Below are 16204 nucleotides of genomic sequence, written 5' to 3' on the forward strand. Positions count from 1 at the left end.
CATCGCATGTAGGTGCCAGCGAAGCCAACCGGAGGGCGATGCCCCCGGATGAATGCCGGAGCGAAGGAACGCCGAGCCTTGGCGAGGGGCCGTACGCCGGGGCGAGACCTTTGGTTCCTTTGGGGCGTTTGCCAAAGGGACTCGCCGTAAGGGCGAAACCATAAGTGGCCGTTACCGCAGGAATGGATATGTACACCAGCAAAAGACAGGTCGGCTATCAGGCCGCCTTCGCGAGCAGGCTCGCTCCCACAGTTGATCCGGGTACATCCGCAAAAGACAGGTCTGCCGTGAGGCCGCCTTCGCTGGCAAGCCAGCTCCCACAGAAACCGGGGACATCAGCATAAATCCTGCCAAACCTCAGACCGCCTTCGCGGGCAAGCCCGCTCCCACAGAGGATTGAGCACATCCGCGAGAGCGAAGCAGGCCCGAAGGCCACCTCGATTATTCTTGCTCCTCAGGCACCACCTTGGCCTGGGTCAGATACCGATCCAGCGTCTCGTCCGCCTGGGGCGTCGAATTATCCCCGGCCACCTGCCACAACCGCCGCTCGATCCCCTGCGCCAGCATATGCCCCACCGCCGCCTCGATCGCCGACAGCACACACAGTTGCGCCGGTTCGTTGGTGGTGTAGCCGACTTCGGCTTCCAGCAATTTCTTGAACTCGATGAATTTGAATACCCCGGCACTGCGGGCCACGGAGTAGATGGTCTTGCTGGTCATCACGTTGGCCAGCACCTGGCCGCTGCGCACGTCCACCGCCCGCAGGTTCACGGTAACCTGATCCACGCGATACTCCCGGGCGATGTCGATACCCAGGTAGCGTGCCCCTTCCCCGCCGCTGCGCACGTTGGTGTCGTAGGCGATGATCCCGCCCTCGAGCATCATGTTCGCAGCTTGCAGCGGTGGCAGTTCCGCCTGGATATTCACCGGGGTGTTGGGTTTCTTTTGCGAGGCGCGGATGATCTTGCGTTCGGTCAGCAGGTTCTGCAGCCCTTCACGCTCCAGTACCACGAACCAACCGCTGGCCTGCAGGGCGTCCATCAGCATGCTCGCGGCGCCCTGGGTCACGCTGGTGGAAAACGAACTGGCCGGTGTCGGCTTGTATTGCCCGGTCTGGTCGCGGAAGCCGTAGACCACCGCCATCAACCGGCCCTTGGGTCGTGGCATGTTGATCAAGTCATAGTAAGTCGAGGCCCTGGGTGTCAGGGTCGGGGTCTTGCTGTCCTGCTCGGCCGGCATCGGCTCGCGCAGACTGCACCCTTGTAATGCCGCCAACATCAGCCCTAGCGCAATTATTTTTTTCATGTCCTTAACTCCCCATCGACCCGATCCTAATCAGTTCAGGCCGTTCACCTTGATTTCCGAAAGCTCGCCAGTAGCCCGGTCGGTCACTTCAATCGTCAATTGCCCTGAGTCGTCGACGACGTTGACGATGAACGCGTCGGTCGACAGGCTCCCGGTGTTGCCGGTGGAGATGTTGTCCAGCAATTGCCCCAGCAACCGCGATTGCAACTGGGCACTGAAGCGATCCAGTGCCGAGGTTCCGGTGGCTGTGGCGCGGTCTTTCAAATCCGGGTCGTCGTAGTCGTTCTGCGCCTGGGCGTTGTTGAGCAACCAGGTGCCGTTCAACGGGTTGCCGCCGAACGAGGGGTTGACGGGCGTGTAGACCAGCTCCGTGGCCTGGACCAGGCCGCATCCACCGAGGCCGAGCAAGCACAAGCCGGTGCGCTGCAAAAACGTTTTCGTTTTCATAATTCGTCCCTCTCAAGGTCCGTGGTGTCCTGCAACAAGGCTTCCAGCTTGCGCTGGACTATCTGTCCGCGTACCCAGTCGGCGGCTGCATAGGCCTCGTCCTTGAGCTCCACGGTGTTCGGCGGCAGGAAGCGCCGATAAACCAAACGTTGTTGAAATTCCACGGTCACCAGGCTGCCCCAGCGAGCCGAAGGTCGTTCGCGTACCACCAGGTTGAAATCCATCGGGCTGGTGGCGCGCAGGCGTTCACTGAACGAGTAGTAAAAGTCGTGGCCGATGTGCGAGATCGTGTCGTCGATGATGAACCCCAGCATTTCGTCCTCTTCGGCGGCCGCGGCCATAGAGGTGCTCAACACCAGGATCAGCGCCAGGCAGAAGCGGTTCATGGCTGCAACGCCTGAGGGGCTGCGGACTGGCCTTTGACCGGGCCCGAGGTGCCGTCGGTAAAAGCCTTCTCGGCCACGAACTGCCAGTCCTTGTAGCTGGCCATGCCGTTGAAGTCCGACCACTGGGCGGGGAAGTCCGTCTGCTTCAGCGGCTTGTCCGTGGACGGGCTGCTGATGCCGGTGATGCGTCCGTCGAAACCGCGCATCAGGAACCATTCGCCACCGCCAATCGGGTCTGGATACAGCTGGCGGATATGATGTTTGGCGCTGGGAAAACGCTCGTCCTGCAACAGGTCGGCGAGCTCCTTGGGGTACTGGGCCAGGCCAGGCGAACTGCGGTAGTAGCTGCGCAGTGCCTGGGCGTATTGGGTGCCGACCCACAGCAACTGGCGTTCGCGGTCACGCTTGGCGGCGGTGGCCCACAATTCGCCGGCACTGGCCAGGCCCATGCCCATCACCATGATCAGGAACAGCACACCCAGGTAGGTGAAACCGTCCTCTGCACCCGGCTTACCACTCGGAATAAAGGCTGCCATCACGCGCCCTCCCTGTGGCACCACTCTTGATATCGGCCACTCCGCCGGCCACGCCTTCAGGCGGTGCCACCATGACCCAGGTGTCCTTGCGTTCGGCGATCGGGTCCATGGGCGGGTTGCGCAGGTAGCGCAGCTCGACCAGTTGCTCGAGGGAATCGGGATACCGCCCGGTGTCGCCGTAGTAGTGATCCAGTGCTTCGCGCATCGCCGACAGACTCTGGCGCAGGGTGGTCTCTTTCGAGGCCTCCAGGCTGTTGAAATAGCGTGGCAAGGCGATGGTCATCAGGGTCGCGATGATTGCCATGACCACCATCAGTTCCAGCAGGGTAAAACCCTTTTCCCGGCGCATAGCTCACCACTCCCTATAGGCGATGCCGTTGAGGCCCTTGCCCCGGGCCTTGGAGTAAACGTCGAAGACGTCCTCGCCATCCCGTGGGTTTTCAGCCGAACTGTCATAGGTGCGCAGGCCCCAGCCCCCTTCATCGTCACGCTTGACCGCCGCCAGCGGGTCATGGGGGATGCGCCGCAGGAAATAGAACTTGGCCCCCTTGGCGCTGCGCACGTCACGCACGCCATCGACCAGCACTTTCAGGTTCGGCGGATAGCCGCTGCTGTTGAGCGACTTCTCGATGTAGCCGGCGTCGAAGGCGCGTTTGTAGGCGTCGATGGCATCGCGGATCTGGTACAGCGCCGTGCGCAGATCCTGCTCTTTGCCCCGGCGCACCACGGTCTCGGTCAGCGGTGCGGCCATGCCGGCCAGCAGGCCGATCAGGGCCAAAGTCACCACGACTTCGATCAAGGTAAAACCGCGTTGCGAGGCGTTCATGATCAAGGCTTCCCGACGCTGATTTGCACGTTGGTGGCGACTGGCTGACCGATGGACTTGGGCTGTACCGAAGGCTTGGTCTGTACCGAAGGCTCAGGTTGTGCCGAAGGCTCCATCCGGCGATCCGGCGCCTGGATGTGCATGCTGGTTTCCGTGCCGGTAGGGAATTCCATGTCCGACGGACTCTGGTACGGCAGGTTGCGCACCACACGCGGGGTGATCGAAAGCACCAGCTCCGACTTGCCCACGGTGTCCTTGTTGCTGCCGAACAGGCGGCCCAGACCCGGGATATCGCCAAGACCCGGGATCTTGTTGCCGGTGGCGCCATGGTCATTGCGCATCAGGCCGGCGAGGATCTGGGTTTCGCCATCATGCAGACGCAGGGTGGTCTGGGCGTTGCGGGTATCGACCTGCACCGGAATCGTGCCCTGGCGGGTCGGTTCCAGCGGCGTGGCGTTACTGACCTCCAGCGCCACCTTGATCGCCACTTCGTTGTTCAGGTGTACGGTCGGCTGCACTTCCAGTTTCAGACCGACATCGAGGTAAGTCACGCTTTCGGTGATCACCGGTCCCTGGGTCGACGGCACCGAGGTGGCACTGATGATCGGCACGCGCTGACCAATGTGGATGCGCGCCTGTTCGCGGTTGCTCACGCGGATCACGGGGCTGGCCAGGGTGTTGATGTCGTTGTCCTGGGCGTTGATCTTGGCCTGCGGCGACGGCGAGATGGTGATGCGGCTGGAGTTGATGCCCTTGAGCTGATCAAGAATGGTCACTGCCGAACCGTCGCTGTTGACCACACCGAAGGTGTTCGGCCATTGCAGGCCCAGGTCGAGAATCCGCTGGGTGGCGACTTCCATCACTTCCACTTCCAGCACCACTTCCGGGTTGGACTGGTCTTGCGATTGCAGGAGTTTTTCCGCCATGCGAACGGCGTCGCCGGTGTCGCGCATGGTCAGGGTGTTGAGGCGCTCATCGACGAACACATCGCGGGTCTTGAGCATGGTCTTGACCATGTTCAATGCGGTGTTGGCATCGATGCTGGTCAGGTAGAAAGTGCGCATCACCAGCTCTTGATAATCCTTGAGCTTCTGCGGCGAGTCCGGGTAGATCAGCAAGGTGTTTTCGTTCACCACTTTCTGGTGCAGCTGGTTCTGTTGCAACAGCAGTTCCACGGCGTCTTCGATGCGCACGTCACGCACGAAGATGGTGGCTTTCATGTCCGGACGCAGATCCTTGTCGAAGATGAAGTTCAGACCGGCCACCTGGGACAGCACTTCAAAGATGGTTTTCAGGTTGGCGTCGCGAAATTCCAGGGTTACCGGTTTGTCCAGGCGGGTACGCAGCTGTGGATACGGCACCACGTTGCGGCTCTGCACCAGGCGAACATTGCTTTGCAGTTCCAGGGCGCCTTCGTTGTTCGGGTCCAGCTCCAGGATCTGTTTCACCTGGCGGTCGGCACCGTAGATGTCGCCGCGACGCAGGTCGCCACGGGCCAGTTCGAGTTTTTCATCGAGGCTGCGCATGTGATCGAGCTGGCGGATGGCGTCCTGGGCGCGGCGGTTGTTCGGTTCGATGGTCAACACCCGGCCGTAGGTCAGGCGGGCCGAGGCGAAGTCACGTTGGGCACGGTCCATGTCGCCCTGGCTCAGCAGTGCCGTTACCGCCCGGGCGCGGCCGCTGGTCAGCGCCAGGTGCAGCTCGGTATCGCGCGGGTTCTCCCGTATCCCTTCCTCGATCCGGGCCAGGCCGGCTTCGTACTGACCCGACGCCATCAGGTCAGTGCCTTCATCCTTGGCCACCTGCGCCGAGCTGCACGCTGCGAGCCCGGCACAGAAACCAATGCTCATCATCAAGCGGGATTTGTTCATTGCGCGCTCCCTACAGACAGAGTCTGGGACAAATGCAGAGGCAGATAGACCAGGCTCAGTTCCATGTCGGAAATCCCCTCGATCTTCCATGTTTCGTCGATCACATCCCCTTTACGCACGACGTAGATTTTCTCGCCGCTCAGCAGGAAAACCTGCAGGTCGGTACGGTCATCCATCCTGCCGATGAACTGGAACGGCATGGGCGGTGCAGTGGGGGCCTGCACCACCGGGACGACGTTGACAGGTTGTTCGGTGACGCTGGCCAGGGTCGGCGCCGGTTTCCAGCTACGGGAGGCGAACAGGTCGCCGGCCGGGCTCAGGTCCTTGATCGCCGAGGGCGCACCGGAGGCTTTAGCCGCTGGCAGCGCACCATGGCTCTTGGCCTTGGCAGGGGTGGCCACGGCGGCCACTTCGACGTCGGTGTCATCGGCCTGCTTGAAGTACTCGGGCAACCAGGTCAGCACCGCGGCCACGCCGAGGAACGCCACCCAACCCACTGCGCGCTTGTTGTTCATCATGACCTCGACAGGTAAAGGGTCATGCGGATCCGGCCGGTCAGGTCGGTGTCGGCGATTTTTTTGCGCTGGAACTCCACATCCTCGACCACCACCGCTGGCAGCTGGCCCAGCAAGGCGTGCAGGAAACGCCGCAGTTGCGGGTAGCTGCCACGCACCGGCAGCAGAATCTGATAACGGGCCAGGTGGGTCTTCGGATCGACGCCCAGCGAATACTCGCCGCGTGCCAGGGTGATGCGCTCCTGGGCGGCCAGGGCGTAGATCTTGTCGATGGCCACGGTGGCCTGGGGCTGCGACGGCAGCTTGCTGCGGAAATCATCGAGCTGGCGTTGCGGCACCACCGGAGGGGCGACCGTACCGTCCTCGACCTTGGCCAGGTACTCGTGGGCTTCGCGAGTCTGCTGGCTGATGCTTTGCAGTGCCTGCCAGTCCGGCAGCAGGCCGGCCAGGGCCCAAGCCAACGCCAGCACCAGCAAGGCCAGCCCTCCAAGACCTGGAACACCCAGGCGTTGCAGGTATTCGTGGACGATCAATCTAGGGATTTGCATCGCCGATCTCCCAGGTAGCCGACAGGTTGAACCGGACCGGTTGCTCCGGCACGTTGGCGACGATTTCGTGGCTCAGCAGCGACACATCGGACAGCTCGTCGCTGGCTTCGAGGCGCTTGTGAAAATCGAGCATGGCTTCCAGGTCCCGCGCTTCGGCGCTGATGCGCACCTGGCCCTTGCGCGCATCCGGGGTCAGGGTCAGCAAGGCGATGTTGTCGCGGGGCATGGCTTCGAGGGTGGCGAACAGGCGTTCCCAGGGGCGGCGCAATTGCTGCGAAACCTTGCGCATCTCCGCCAGGTTCTGCGCCTGCTCCCGGGTTTCCGCCGGGGTCAGGCTGACTTTGGTGCCGGTGTCGCCGGTCAGGACGCGCTGGGCGGTTTGCAGATGGCCTTGCTGTTGCTCTGCCTCCACACTGAGGTGTTGCTGAATCGCGATGCAGGTCAGCGCCAGCACCACGCCACCGGCCAGCAGGCTCCAGCCCAGGGGCGTGGAGCGGCGGCGTGGCTGAAAGTCGAGCATCAAGGCGCGCATGTCAGGCCACCGCCCGGGACATGACGTACAGGCAATCGTGTACGGCTGTCCGGTCCTCTTCGAGGGTCCGCAGGTGCACACCCGGCACTTCAGGGTGCGAGTCGATGCGCGCCGGGGCGTGCAGGTAAACGTTCAGCGGCCGTTCGCTGGTGGAAGCCTGCAATTGGCTTTCGCGGCCGATCAGTGCGGTCAGTGCGGCATCGCTGTCACTGCTGCCCACCGAACGCACCGAGGTCCAGCGGCCTTCGCGGGCCACCAGCATCACGCTGCGCACAGGTTCGGCGACCACGAACAGGAAGTCCCCGGCGTCGAGGCTTTTATCGAAATGATTGAAGGCGGTCATCAGGTACGGTTGCACCGAGCGCAGGCGCAGGCCACGTCCGCTGACCAGGGTGCGCAGGCGCTCCAGCAGGTCCTGGGGCAGCGCCGTGGCGATACGGTCGTAACCGGCAGGTTCGGCCGAGAGCACCAGGCTCCAGGGCTGGCTCGGTGCTCCGTAAAGGTCTTCGAAGCACAGCTGGGCAAAACCTTGCAGTTCGTCCGGGCTGCTGATCTGCTCGCTCCAGGGCACCAGGCAGAAACGGCTGAAGTGGCCGGAGATCACCACGGTCAGTTCCGCCCCGGCGCGGGCATGTTCGCCCAGCAGACGGTCGAGGGTTTCCAGGGCCACGGCCCAGGCCTGGAAACCTTCATCGATGTAGCCGACGCTGCCCAGCCACAGGGTTTGGTTGCCCTGCCGCTGACCGAGGCCGACACCACTGGCGCCGAGGACGGCGACATAACGCTCACGAGATAAAAGTGACACGATTGATCTCCTCGAGAGTGGTCCGGCCTTGTTGCACCAGTTCCAGCGCGGATTCGCGCAGCAGGCGCAAGCCACGCTTGCAGGCATGGGCCTTGATTTTCGAAATGGGTTGGCGTTCCACGATCATTTGCCGCAGTTCGTCGTCCAGGTGCAGCAGCTCGGCAATCGCACTGCGCCCGCGGTAACCGGTGCCCCGGCAATGACCGCAGCCCTTGCCATGGACGAAGTGGTAGTGAGCGACCTGTTGCGGATCGAGCCCCGAGGTTTCCAGCTCTTCTTCACTCGGGGTGTAGGCGGTGCTGCAACTGGCACAGACCAGGCGAATCAGGCGCTGGGCCAGCACGGCATTGAGCGCGGAGACCAGGCTGTAGGGGTCGATTTCCATCTGGGTAAAACGGCCGATCACGTCGAACACGTTGTTGGCGTGGATGGTGGTGAATACCAGGTGCCCGGTGAGCGCCGATTGCACGGCGATCTGCGCGGTGTCCGGGTCGCGGATCTCACCGACCATGATCTTGTCCGGGTCGTGGCGCAGGATCGAGCGCAGGCCGCGGGCGAAGGTCAGGCCTTTCTTTTCGTTGACCGGGATTTGCAGCACGCCCGGCAGCTGATACTCCACCGGGTCTTCGATGGTGATGATCTTGTCCACGCCATGGTTGATCTCGGTGATCATCGCGTACAGCGTGGTGGTCTTGCCGCTGCCGGTGGGGCCGGTGACCAGCACCATGCCGTAAGGTTCGGCGGCCAGGCGGCGCAGTTGGCGCAGGGTTTCTTCTTCGAAGCCCAGGGCCTGCAATTGCACGCCGCAGACCTTGTCGGCCAGGTCCTGTTTATCGAGCACCCGCAGCACCGCGTCCTCGCCGAAAATGCTGGGCATGATCGACACCCGGAAGTCGATCTGCCGGCCGCTGATGCCGATCTTGAAGCGCCCGTCCTGGGGCACGCGTTTCTCGCCGATGTCCAGTTCGGCCATGACCTTGACCCGGGAAATCACCTGTTCGGCGAACTCGCTGCCCTGGATCTTGCTGATGTTGTTGAGGACGCCATCGATGCGGTACTTGATCACCAGGCCGCTGCCGGTGGTGCCCAGGTGAATGTCGCTGGCGTGCATTTTCAGCGCGTCGTACAGGGTCGAGTTGACCAGCTTGACCACCACGCTCGAGTCTTCGCTGATGCTGGTCAGGGACAGGCTTTGCAGGTTATCGATTTCGGTATTGGCGTCGGATTGCGCATTGAGCGACTCCACCGCGTGGAAGCTCTCTTCGTGACGCGCCAGGTAGGCTTTCAGGTCGTCGGCGTGCACCAGGTACAGGGGTGCGCCGTGCAGGCAATCGTCGATCCAGGCCAGGCGGGCCGTGTCGAAGGGGTCGGCAAACACGCCGATGACCGCGTCGTCGTGACGCAGCAGGATGAATTCGCGCTTGAGGCATTGGGCCAGGGTGACCCGGTCGAACACCGGGGTGGATTGAAACAGGCTGTCGGTGTCGAGCACCGGATAATGCAGGGTAGCGCCCAGGCATTGGATGAAGGGCATGGGGGCCAGTTCGCACAGTTCACCGAGGGCATTGAGGACTCGCTCGCCTGAACTGGCGGCCAGGACACGTGCCTGGGCCAATTGCTCACTGGTAAAACGGGTGGGTACGCACTCCAGCGGCACAGCATCGACGACAAGTGATAGACGGTCCATGGCTTGCTCTCCAACGCCCGGGGCTTTGAGCCCTGTCGGCGCGGCGAGCAATTGCGGCGGGTGCCGGAACGTCTTGTCGCGCCATTACTCCCCGGTGAGCAATTGTTCGTCGTCTGGCGCCTTGGAGGCCGATGAACTTCGTCGGCGATCTGCAAGCACCCAACTACCGTCGTACAACTGCAGCGGGAAACTTTCGGTCCTGCTCTGGCGTCGTTCGACAAAGCCTTCGGAACTGCTCACGCCCGTTTTGGGTTCGCGCTCCACCCCCAGAAGATCGCAGACTGCACGGGCCAATTCCGCCAACGGAAAGGGTTTGAACAGGATGTGGCTGACTCCCAGTTGCCGGGCCCTTTCGCAAACTTCTGCGGTGGGGTGCCCTGTGATCAGCACAAAATGGCAGTTCCTGTTCTGGCGGACGGCATCGAGCACCTGAAAGCCTTCCATATCGGGCAAGCGGTAATCGAACACCATCACATCGGGTGAAAAACGTTCGGCTTCGCCGATCGCGGTCTCACCGTTGTGAGCTATCCGGACTTCCAGTGCTTGCGCCTGCAGGTAACCCTGGAGGTTTTCCGCTAGCAGCTGTTCGTCTTCAACAACCAGTACTTTGTTTAACAAGGTGGACTCCTTGAAACCGCAGGTCCGAATACCGAACCTGGTGGAGTGCGCGCCTTACAAGGTCTAACGCACACTTCATGCCAGGCTGAGCGCCGGTTGGTTTTATCGCTTCATGTCCTTGAATTTAAAAACAATGCCCTTTTCGTCCACGTACCCCACCCCCAAAAACGGGGAAAACCGAACGGGTGCGTGTCGAAGCTTTTCCCCACTTTTGGGGAAGGGCTCAATCATCGTCGATCCGTTCGATCCGGTTGCTGGAACGCAGCTGTGCCAGAACCTGCAGACGAGCCTGAACCTGTTTCTGTCGGGCAAGGTACGCCCGTACCATGTCAAGTCCTTGCTCCTCTGTGACATCGGCTGCCTCCGTTCGGTTCTGCAAATTGATCAAATGCCAGCCCACCGCCGTGCGTACTGGCTCGCTGACCGCCCCCGGCGCCAATGCGAAGGCCGCCGCTTCGAACTCGGGCAACATGCGCCCACGGGGAAAGTAGCCCAGGTCGCCGCCCTGACTGGCCGTGGCGTCTTCCGAGCTGTTGCGGGCCTCGCTGGCGAAGTCTGCTCCATGTCCGATTTTTTCACGGATTGCCTCCAAGCGTAGTCTCGCAGCTTCAACAGTGGAAGCCTCCGCACCCTGAGGCACTTTGATCAGGATATGCCTGACCTGTATTTCCTCGGGCCGGTTCATCTCGGCGCGGTGCTCTTCGTAAAACGCCCGGACCTGTTTTTCTTCCGGTTCGCCGACTTTGGTGAGTTCGCTAAACACCTGTTGCGCCGCCAGATCACGGCGGGTGTACTCGATGTAAGCGGCCTCATCGAAACCGGCGTCTTCCAGGCGCCGGGCGAACACTTGATCGCCGCCCATGGCCTGACGCGTCTGGTCCACCTGGCTTTGCACCGTGGCATCGCTGATCACCACGCCGCGCTTGACCGCTTCCTGCCAGAGCAATTCCTTGTCGATCAAGGCATCCAGCGCCGCCTTGCGCAGCTGTTTATAGGCGCTGGGACTGCGAATGCTGGCAACCGCCCGGCCCTGATCTTCCAGGTATTCGGCGAAATAGCGCTCCAGGCGCATCTGGGAAATTTCCTCGCCATTGACCCTGGCCGCGACCTGGCCATTGCTGCAAAAGGCCGTCGGCACCCACAACGTCAACAGAACCAGCAGAGTGTTGAGTTTCATGTTCAGCCTCCGGTCAGGGAATGGCAGCAATGGGTTTGTAAGGGGCAACCAGATAGAAACGCTGGTCGGGCAAGTCCACCGTGACCACATGGGCGCCGCTCAGGCCCAGGCGCCTGCCCGGGCCGAAACTGATCAGCGGCGTCAGGCCGGTGTCGAAGTCATGCAGGCTCTCCAGGGCACTGACCAGTTTTTCGCGGCTGGCGTCGCGCCCGGCCTGCTTCATGCCTTCGCTGAGCAACATCATCGAGCTGAAGGCGCCCACTTGCAGGACCGCGTGCTCGCCACCCAGTTTCTGGCGCTGGCGCAACTGGATCAACGCCTGACGCCCGGCCAGGGTCCAGTCACTGGGCACGAACGGGTAAGCCAGGAAAACCCGCCGGGAAAAATCGCTGGGCATTTGCAGCAGGTCTCCGGCGACCTGATTCGAGGCGGCAAACAGGTAGGGCACCTGCCCCGCCGTCTGCAAGCGTTCAGCCAGGCGACTGAAACCGCCGCTGCTGCCCAGGTAGAACACCGAGCGCGAACCCAACGGCAATTCGTCCTGCGCTGACTGATAGGCCTGAAGACGCACTTTCTGCCAGGCGTTGTCTTGCAGGTACTGCGCGAGTTTCTCCGCCGCCAGCCGTTGGCCGGGCTCGTCGGGATACGCGATCAGCGTCGGCCCCTGCAACACCCGCAAACTGGCCGCGGCGTAATTGGCCAGGGCAATCATCTGCTCACGCAGCCCCGGCAGCGGTTCGAAGATCTGCCGACTGACCTGGGCCGTCCCCTGCAGGGACAACGGCCCGATCAAGGGCACACCGGCCTGCTCCAGGCGTGGCGCCAGCTCGGCATCCAGCGCCGGTGCCAGCGGGGCGATCAGGGCGAACACCTGTTCCTGCTCAATCAGTTGATTCAGGGCCTGCTCGGCACTGGTCCTGTCCGGCCCTGGATCGAGGATGGTCAGGCGCAACGCGCGCCCATGAATCCCGCCCGCCTCATTGATACGTGCCACACAGCCCTTGAGCACTGCCGCCACCGTGGCGCCCTCCTCGCTCAAGGCTCCGCTGCTCGGCAACAAGGTCCCCAGGTGCAGGCTGTCGGGGCTCAAGCCCGGGTCGCGGTCATCGGCCAGGCGCTTGAGGTAAGCCGTGAGGTTGCGCTGATCATTCATCGACAGCACGAAGCGCGGCATCGCCGGGTCCAGGCGATTGTTGCCGGGATCGCGTCCTTGCTCGACCGCCCGCACAAAGGTGCTGTCGGTATAGCCCGGGTAAGTGCGTCCATTGATCTGCTGCTGACCGTAGGTGCTGGTGAGTCGCGACCAGGTCAATTCCGGTGGTCGCACCCCGCCCTCGGGACGTCCCAGACCATCGGCACCGTGGCAGTTGGCGCACGGCAGGCTGGTCGCCGGCAACAACATGCCGGCCGCCCCGATTCGCGCCATGATCGGCTCGCCACTGGCCGATATTCCTTCGCGGTACAGCCGTTTGCCGGCGCTTTCGCTGGGCGTCAACGGCACCGCCTGGGCGGTCAGACTGAGGGCACCGACGATGAGCAGGCCAAGGATGAGGGCGTTTTTCATGGCGCGGACTCAACGACCGGCCACGGGCATTGTCAGCAACTGCAATCGCTGGGCAATGGCGGCGGCCGGGGCGTCGGGACGGATTTTGCTCCAGCGTTTGTTGGCCACATCACCGACGATCAGCTGGGTTGAATGTTGCTCGGGGGTCGGCACTATCTGACCGATACGGCTCAGTACAAGGTCCATTTGTGCCTTGTCGCCGGTAAGAAAAAGCCAGTGGGGCCCATCGACGCCCTGTTTCAAGGTGTAAGCCTTGAGCACCGCCGGCGTGTCCCGCAGCGGATCACTGGTAAGGGAAATAAAGGTGATGCCGTCCGCCTTGTCACCCAGCACTTCGCGCACTTGCTTGAGCTTCTGGGTGATCAGTGGGCAGGCATCGTTGCAACTGGTGAAAATCACATTGAGCAGCACCACGCGATTCTGCAATGCGTCGCTGTAGAAGCGCAGGGTGTTGCCGTTCTGATCCAGCAATGGCGTGTCGGTGAACCAGGTCTTGGCGTCGCGGGTGCCGCCCGCCGGTTGCGCCGCAGCCGCTACAGGGGCTGTCGACTCCGGTGCAGTCTGCCCATGTTCTTCATGGGAAAACGCCAGAAAACTGATCACGCAAAAGCACATGGTCAGGAGAATCAAGGCGAGCGCTTTCATGGCTGGTGCTCCATGGCAATGGCGGTGTGCTTGCTGTGGGCGTTGCGCTGGCCGCTGAGTTTCTCCACTTCACGGCTGAGCACGGCTGGATCGGTAAAACCGTAGTAGCGCGTCCAGTGGCGGCTGTTGCCATCCCCCACCAGAATCAGCGGTTGGTGGTTCTTGAAGTCACCACTGAAGCTGCCCAGGCCCTTGAGGGTTTCATTCACCGATTGCGGGGTGCCGGTGAGCCAGCTCCAGCCCGGACCGTTCTGGAAGGTACGGGCGTAGTCGTTCAGGCGTTTGGCGTCGTCGCGCTGCGGGTCGATGCTGAGCGAGACCAGTTGCACCTCGGTGCCAACCCGCGCGCCCAGCTGTTTCTGCACCTTGCCTATGATCGACGACACCACCGGGCAGACCGTGGTGCAACTGGTGTAGATAAAGCTCATGACCACGATCTTGTCGTTCACCAGGTCTTTTTCCAGGCGCACGGTCTTGCCGTTCTGGTCCACCAGCGCCACGTCAGCGAACTTGACCTGGGCGCTCTCCGAGCTGGCGCTTTTGGCCGGAGTGTGGCCCGCATGTTCATCCGCCGAATGAGCCAGCGCCTGGCCAATGCCCACGGTCAACAGGCAAAGCGTCAGCAGTCCACGGTGTGCAAATCGATTCATGTCGATGTCCTCTCAATGAGCTTCGCCGGGCAACACCCGAACGCTGGCAAACGTCTGGTCGTCAAAGTTCGCGCCCAGGGACGCCGCACGCACGTGCAGGTACCAGGCGCCTTTCTGGTCAAGGGTGACCGGGGCTTCATAAACACCGTCGCCGACGTCGCGCGCCGCGACGAGCTGAGGGCGTGAACTCGGTGCCAGGAAGTAGCGCACCTGAACATCCTTGACCCCACTGCGCTGGACCTTCTGTTTGCCCTGGACGATACGGAAACGCACCGTGTAAGGGCTGCCCAGGGCGGCCGTGGATTTGTCGAGCATGAATTCCACTTTCGGCAGGCCAGCCTGTTGCGGGGCGCTGCTGTTCGGCTCAACCACAGTCGTGAAGCAATGGATGATGTTCGGTTGGTTGAGCAGGAACGCCACGTCGAAACGCCCCGCCGGTGGCAGCTTGATCCGCGCGCTGTACAGCCCCGGCTCGACTTCGCGCAAGCTACGGTCGATCACCAGTGCCGCCCGTGCCACTTGCCCGCGATTGGGGTAGCCGGACATCGGCGCGTTCATGCCTTCGGCGTAAAAGTAGGTGGTGTTGTCCACCGGATTGACCACGAACACCGAGTTTTCGTCCCGCGACACCCCCAGGCTCGATGCCAGCGGCAGATCACCGGCCAGCCGTGGCGGCTGGGCACCCGCCTCGAAACCCTGGCTGATCGGCTTGCGCCCTTCCCCCAGGGACGACAGGTTGATCATCGTCACCTTGGGCGATGCCAGTCCGCGAATGTAGGCATAGGCCTTGGTGAACACCACTTGATAGGGTTCGGCGGACACGTCCAGTTCATGGATCAGCGAATCGGTGGCCGCGTCGATCACCGAGGCCTGGTTCTCCAGGGTGTTGAGGACGATGCCGAAACGGCCGTCGGCGCTGAAGCCCATCGGGCCCAGGCCCTGTTTCACCTTGATCACGCGGCGCACCGACTGGCTCATGGCGTCGACCACGGTGACCGTGCCGTCCTTGCCATCGGCCACATAGGCGGCGCCGGACAGCGGCGAGTAGACCACCGACAACGGGTGCGAGCCGGTCTTGAGTTGTTTGATCAGGGTCAGGCTGGCGATATCGATGATGCTCAGGGTGCCGTCGTCGCGATTGGTGACGAAGGCAAAGCGGCTGTCCTTGCTGAAGGCGATCTCGTGGTGCCCGCCGCCGGTGGCCAGGTGCTTGAGGGTTTTCAGGCTGGCGGTGTCGATCACCGTGACCCCGGATTGCTCCGCAGACTTGGCATTGTTGCCGACCCACAGCAGGCGCTCGTCCGGTTGCAGGGCCACGCGCACCGGGTTGCTGCCGGCCGCTACCGAGTCGACCACCTTGAATTGTTCACTGTCGATCACGGCCACCTCATTGGCGGTCGGCATCGACACGAAGACGCGTTTGTTGTCCCTGGGGGTGACCCAATCCATCGGTGGTTGCTTGATGTCGATCCGGGCCATGGTGCTGGTGATGCCGCCCACCGACACCGACGGATCGACCACCGAAACGCTGGCATCGCGGTTCATCACCAGCAGGAAGTAGCTGTTGAGGTCGAGCAGCGGACGCGCCCCGATGTTTGATTTGAGGAACACCCCGACCCGGGATTTGCAGCTCTGCTCACGGCCCTGGGCCTTGTCGGCCACCACGGTTTCCGGATCAAGCCAGGCACCGGGCGCAACGCCCGCCAGCGGCTGACCCGACGCCTTGTCCATGACGCGGAATTGCACGTCGGCAAACTCACCTTCGCGCAGCACGCCGTCCTCGGCGAGCGGCCGCACCTGCAGCGCCACCGTCACGCCGTCGCGCTCAAGGGTCTGGCCGGTCCAGGTGTTGGGCAGCGCAATCTCATTGAGCATGACCGGAGGCGACGTCCGCGATACCCCCAGCCAGATCAGCGCTGCCCCGACAACCAGGGCACAACTGGCGAATGTGATGGTCCTGTTCATGTCACTACTCCTCTTTACAGATCTGCGCCTGCCTGATCCCTACGGACCGGTACTGCTCTTTGTGAAACAAGCCTCTGTGGCGAGGGGATTTATCCCCGTTCGGCTGCGCAGCAGTCGTAAAAACATT

General features: G+C 62.5%; 18 protein-coding genes. All 18 read right to left on the reverse strand.

Going from position 1 to position 16204, the window contains the following annotated elements:
- Window positions 1–441: 441 nt before the first annotated feature.
- The gene (locus HNQ83_RS28000; RefSeq protein ID WP_175392086.1) at window positions 442–1305 is read right to left on the reverse strand and encodes a CsgG/HfaB family protein; all 864 of its coding nucleotides are present in this window, start codon (window positions 1303–1305) and stop codon (window positions 442–444) included.
- A gap of 30 nt (window positions 1306–1335) precedes the next feature.
- A complete protein-coding gene (locus tag HNQ83_RS28005) occupies window positions 1336–1752 on the reverse strand; it encodes a curli assembly protein CsgF (protein ID WP_175392087.1) in 417 nt (138 codons plus the stop codon).
- Window positions 1749–2138 carry a curli production assembly/transport protein CsgE gene (gene csgE, locus HNQ83_RS28010; RefSeq protein WP_175392088.1) on the reverse strand — a complete coding sequence of 130 codons (390 nt, stop codon included), beginning with the start codon at window positions 2136–2138 and terminating at the stop codon, window positions 1749–1751. The genes HNQ83_RS28005 and csgE overlap by 4 nt, the downstream gene beginning before the upstream one ends.
- Entirely contained in the window at window positions 2135–2674 is a 540-nt protein-coding gene (locus HNQ83_RS28015; protein ID WP_175392089.1) for a type II secretion system protein, read from the reverse strand. The genes csgE and HNQ83_RS28015 overlap by 4 nt, the downstream gene beginning before the upstream one ends.
- The gene (locus tag HNQ83_RS28020; protein ID WP_175392090.1) at window positions 2649–3023 is read right to left on the reverse strand and encodes a type II secretion system protein; all 375 of its coding nucleotides are present in this window, start codon (window positions 3021–3023) and stop codon (window positions 2649–2651) included. The genes HNQ83_RS28015 and HNQ83_RS28020 overlap by 26 nt, the downstream gene beginning before the upstream one ends.
- Before the next feature lie 3 nt (window positions 3024–3026).
- On the reverse strand, window positions 3027–3500 hold the full coding sequence (locus HNQ83_RS28025; protein ID WP_175392091.1) for a type II secretion system protein: 474 nt from the start codon (window positions 3498–3500) through the stop codon (window positions 3027–3029).
- Window positions 3501–3502: 2 nt separating this feature from the next.
- On the reverse strand, window positions 3503–5371 hold the full coding sequence (locus tag HNQ83_RS28030; RefSeq protein WP_175392092.1) for a secretin N-terminal domain-containing protein: 1869 nt from the start codon (window positions 5369–5371) through the stop codon (window positions 3503–3505).
- The gene (locus HNQ83_RS28035) at window positions 5368–5886 is read right to left on the reverse strand and encodes a hypothetical protein (RefSeq protein ID WP_175392111.1); all 519 of its coding nucleotides are present in this window, start codon (window positions 5884–5886) and stop codon (window positions 5368–5370) included. Before HNQ83_RS28035 ends, HNQ83_RS28030 begins: the two co-directional genes overlap by 4 nt.
- Window positions 5886–6434: a GspMb/PilO family protein gene (locus HNQ83_RS28040; protein ID WP_175392093.1), complete on the reverse strand. Its 549-nt coding sequence runs from the start codon at window positions 6432–6434 to the stop codon at window positions 5886–5888. Before HNQ83_RS28040 ends, HNQ83_RS28035 begins: the two co-directional genes overlap by 1 nt.
- Complete coding sequence (locus HNQ83_RS28045) at window positions 6421–6966, reverse strand: PilN domain-containing protein (RefSeq protein WP_175392094.1); 546 nt, start codon at window positions 6964–6966, stop codon at window positions 6421–6423. Before HNQ83_RS28045 ends, HNQ83_RS28040 begins: the two co-directional genes overlap by 14 nt.
- Window position 6967: 1 nt before the next feature.
- Complete coding sequence (locus HNQ83_RS28050) at window positions 6968–7771, reverse strand: hypothetical protein (RefSeq protein ID WP_175392095.1); 804 nt, start codon at window positions 7769–7771, stop codon at window positions 6968–6970.
- Window positions 7752–9458, reverse strand: a complete 1707-nt coding sequence (locus tag HNQ83_RS28055; protein WP_175392096.1) for a GspE/PulE family protein — start codon at window positions 9456–9458, stop codon at window positions 7752–7754. Before HNQ83_RS28055 ends, HNQ83_RS28050 begins: the two co-directional genes overlap by 20 nt.
- Window positions 9459–9542: 84 nt before the next feature.
- A complete protein-coding gene (locus HNQ83_RS28060) occupies window positions 9543–10076 on the reverse strand; it encodes a response regulator (protein WP_175392097.1) in 534 nt (177 codons plus the stop codon).
- A 223-nt stretch (window positions 10077–10299) separates the two neighbouring features.
- Window positions 10300–11253 (reverse strand): peptidylprolyl isomerase, encoded by a 954-nt coding sequence (locus HNQ83_RS28065; protein ID WP_175392098.1) that lies wholly within the window; start codon window positions 11251–11253, stop codon window positions 10300–10302.
- 13 nt (window positions 11254–11266) lie between these two features.
- Window positions 11267–12817 carry an ABC transporter substrate-binding protein gene (locus HNQ83_RS28070; RefSeq protein WP_175392099.1) on the reverse strand — a complete coding sequence of 517 codons (1551 nt, stop codon included), beginning with the start codon at window positions 12815–12817 and terminating at the stop codon, window positions 11267–11269.
- Window positions 12818–12826: 9 nt separating this feature from the next.
- Window positions 12827–13462: an SCO family protein gene (locus HNQ83_RS28075; RefSeq protein WP_175392100.1), complete on the reverse strand. Its 636-nt coding sequence runs from the start codon at window positions 13460–13462 to the stop codon at window positions 12827–12829.
- On the reverse strand, window positions 13459–14112 hold the full coding sequence (locus tag HNQ83_RS28080; RefSeq protein ID WP_175392101.1) for an SCO family protein: 654 nt from the start codon (window positions 14110–14112) through the stop codon (window positions 13459–13461). Before HNQ83_RS28080 ends, HNQ83_RS28075 begins: the two co-directional genes overlap by 4 nt.
- A 12-nt stretch (window positions 14113–14124) precedes the next feature.
- Window positions 14125–16077 carry a cytochrome D1 domain-containing protein gene (locus tag HNQ83_RS28085; protein ID WP_175392102.1) on the reverse strand — a complete coding sequence of 651 codons (1953 nt, stop codon included), beginning with the start codon at window positions 16075–16077 and terminating at the stop codon, window positions 14125–14127.
- Window positions 16078–16204 lie beyond the last annotated feature (127 nt).

The organism is Pseudomonas sp. C2B4, assembly GCF_013359695.1.
Classification (GTDB): domain Bacteria; phylum Pseudomonadota; class Gammaproteobacteria; order Pseudomonadales; family Pseudomonadaceae; genus Aquipseudomonas.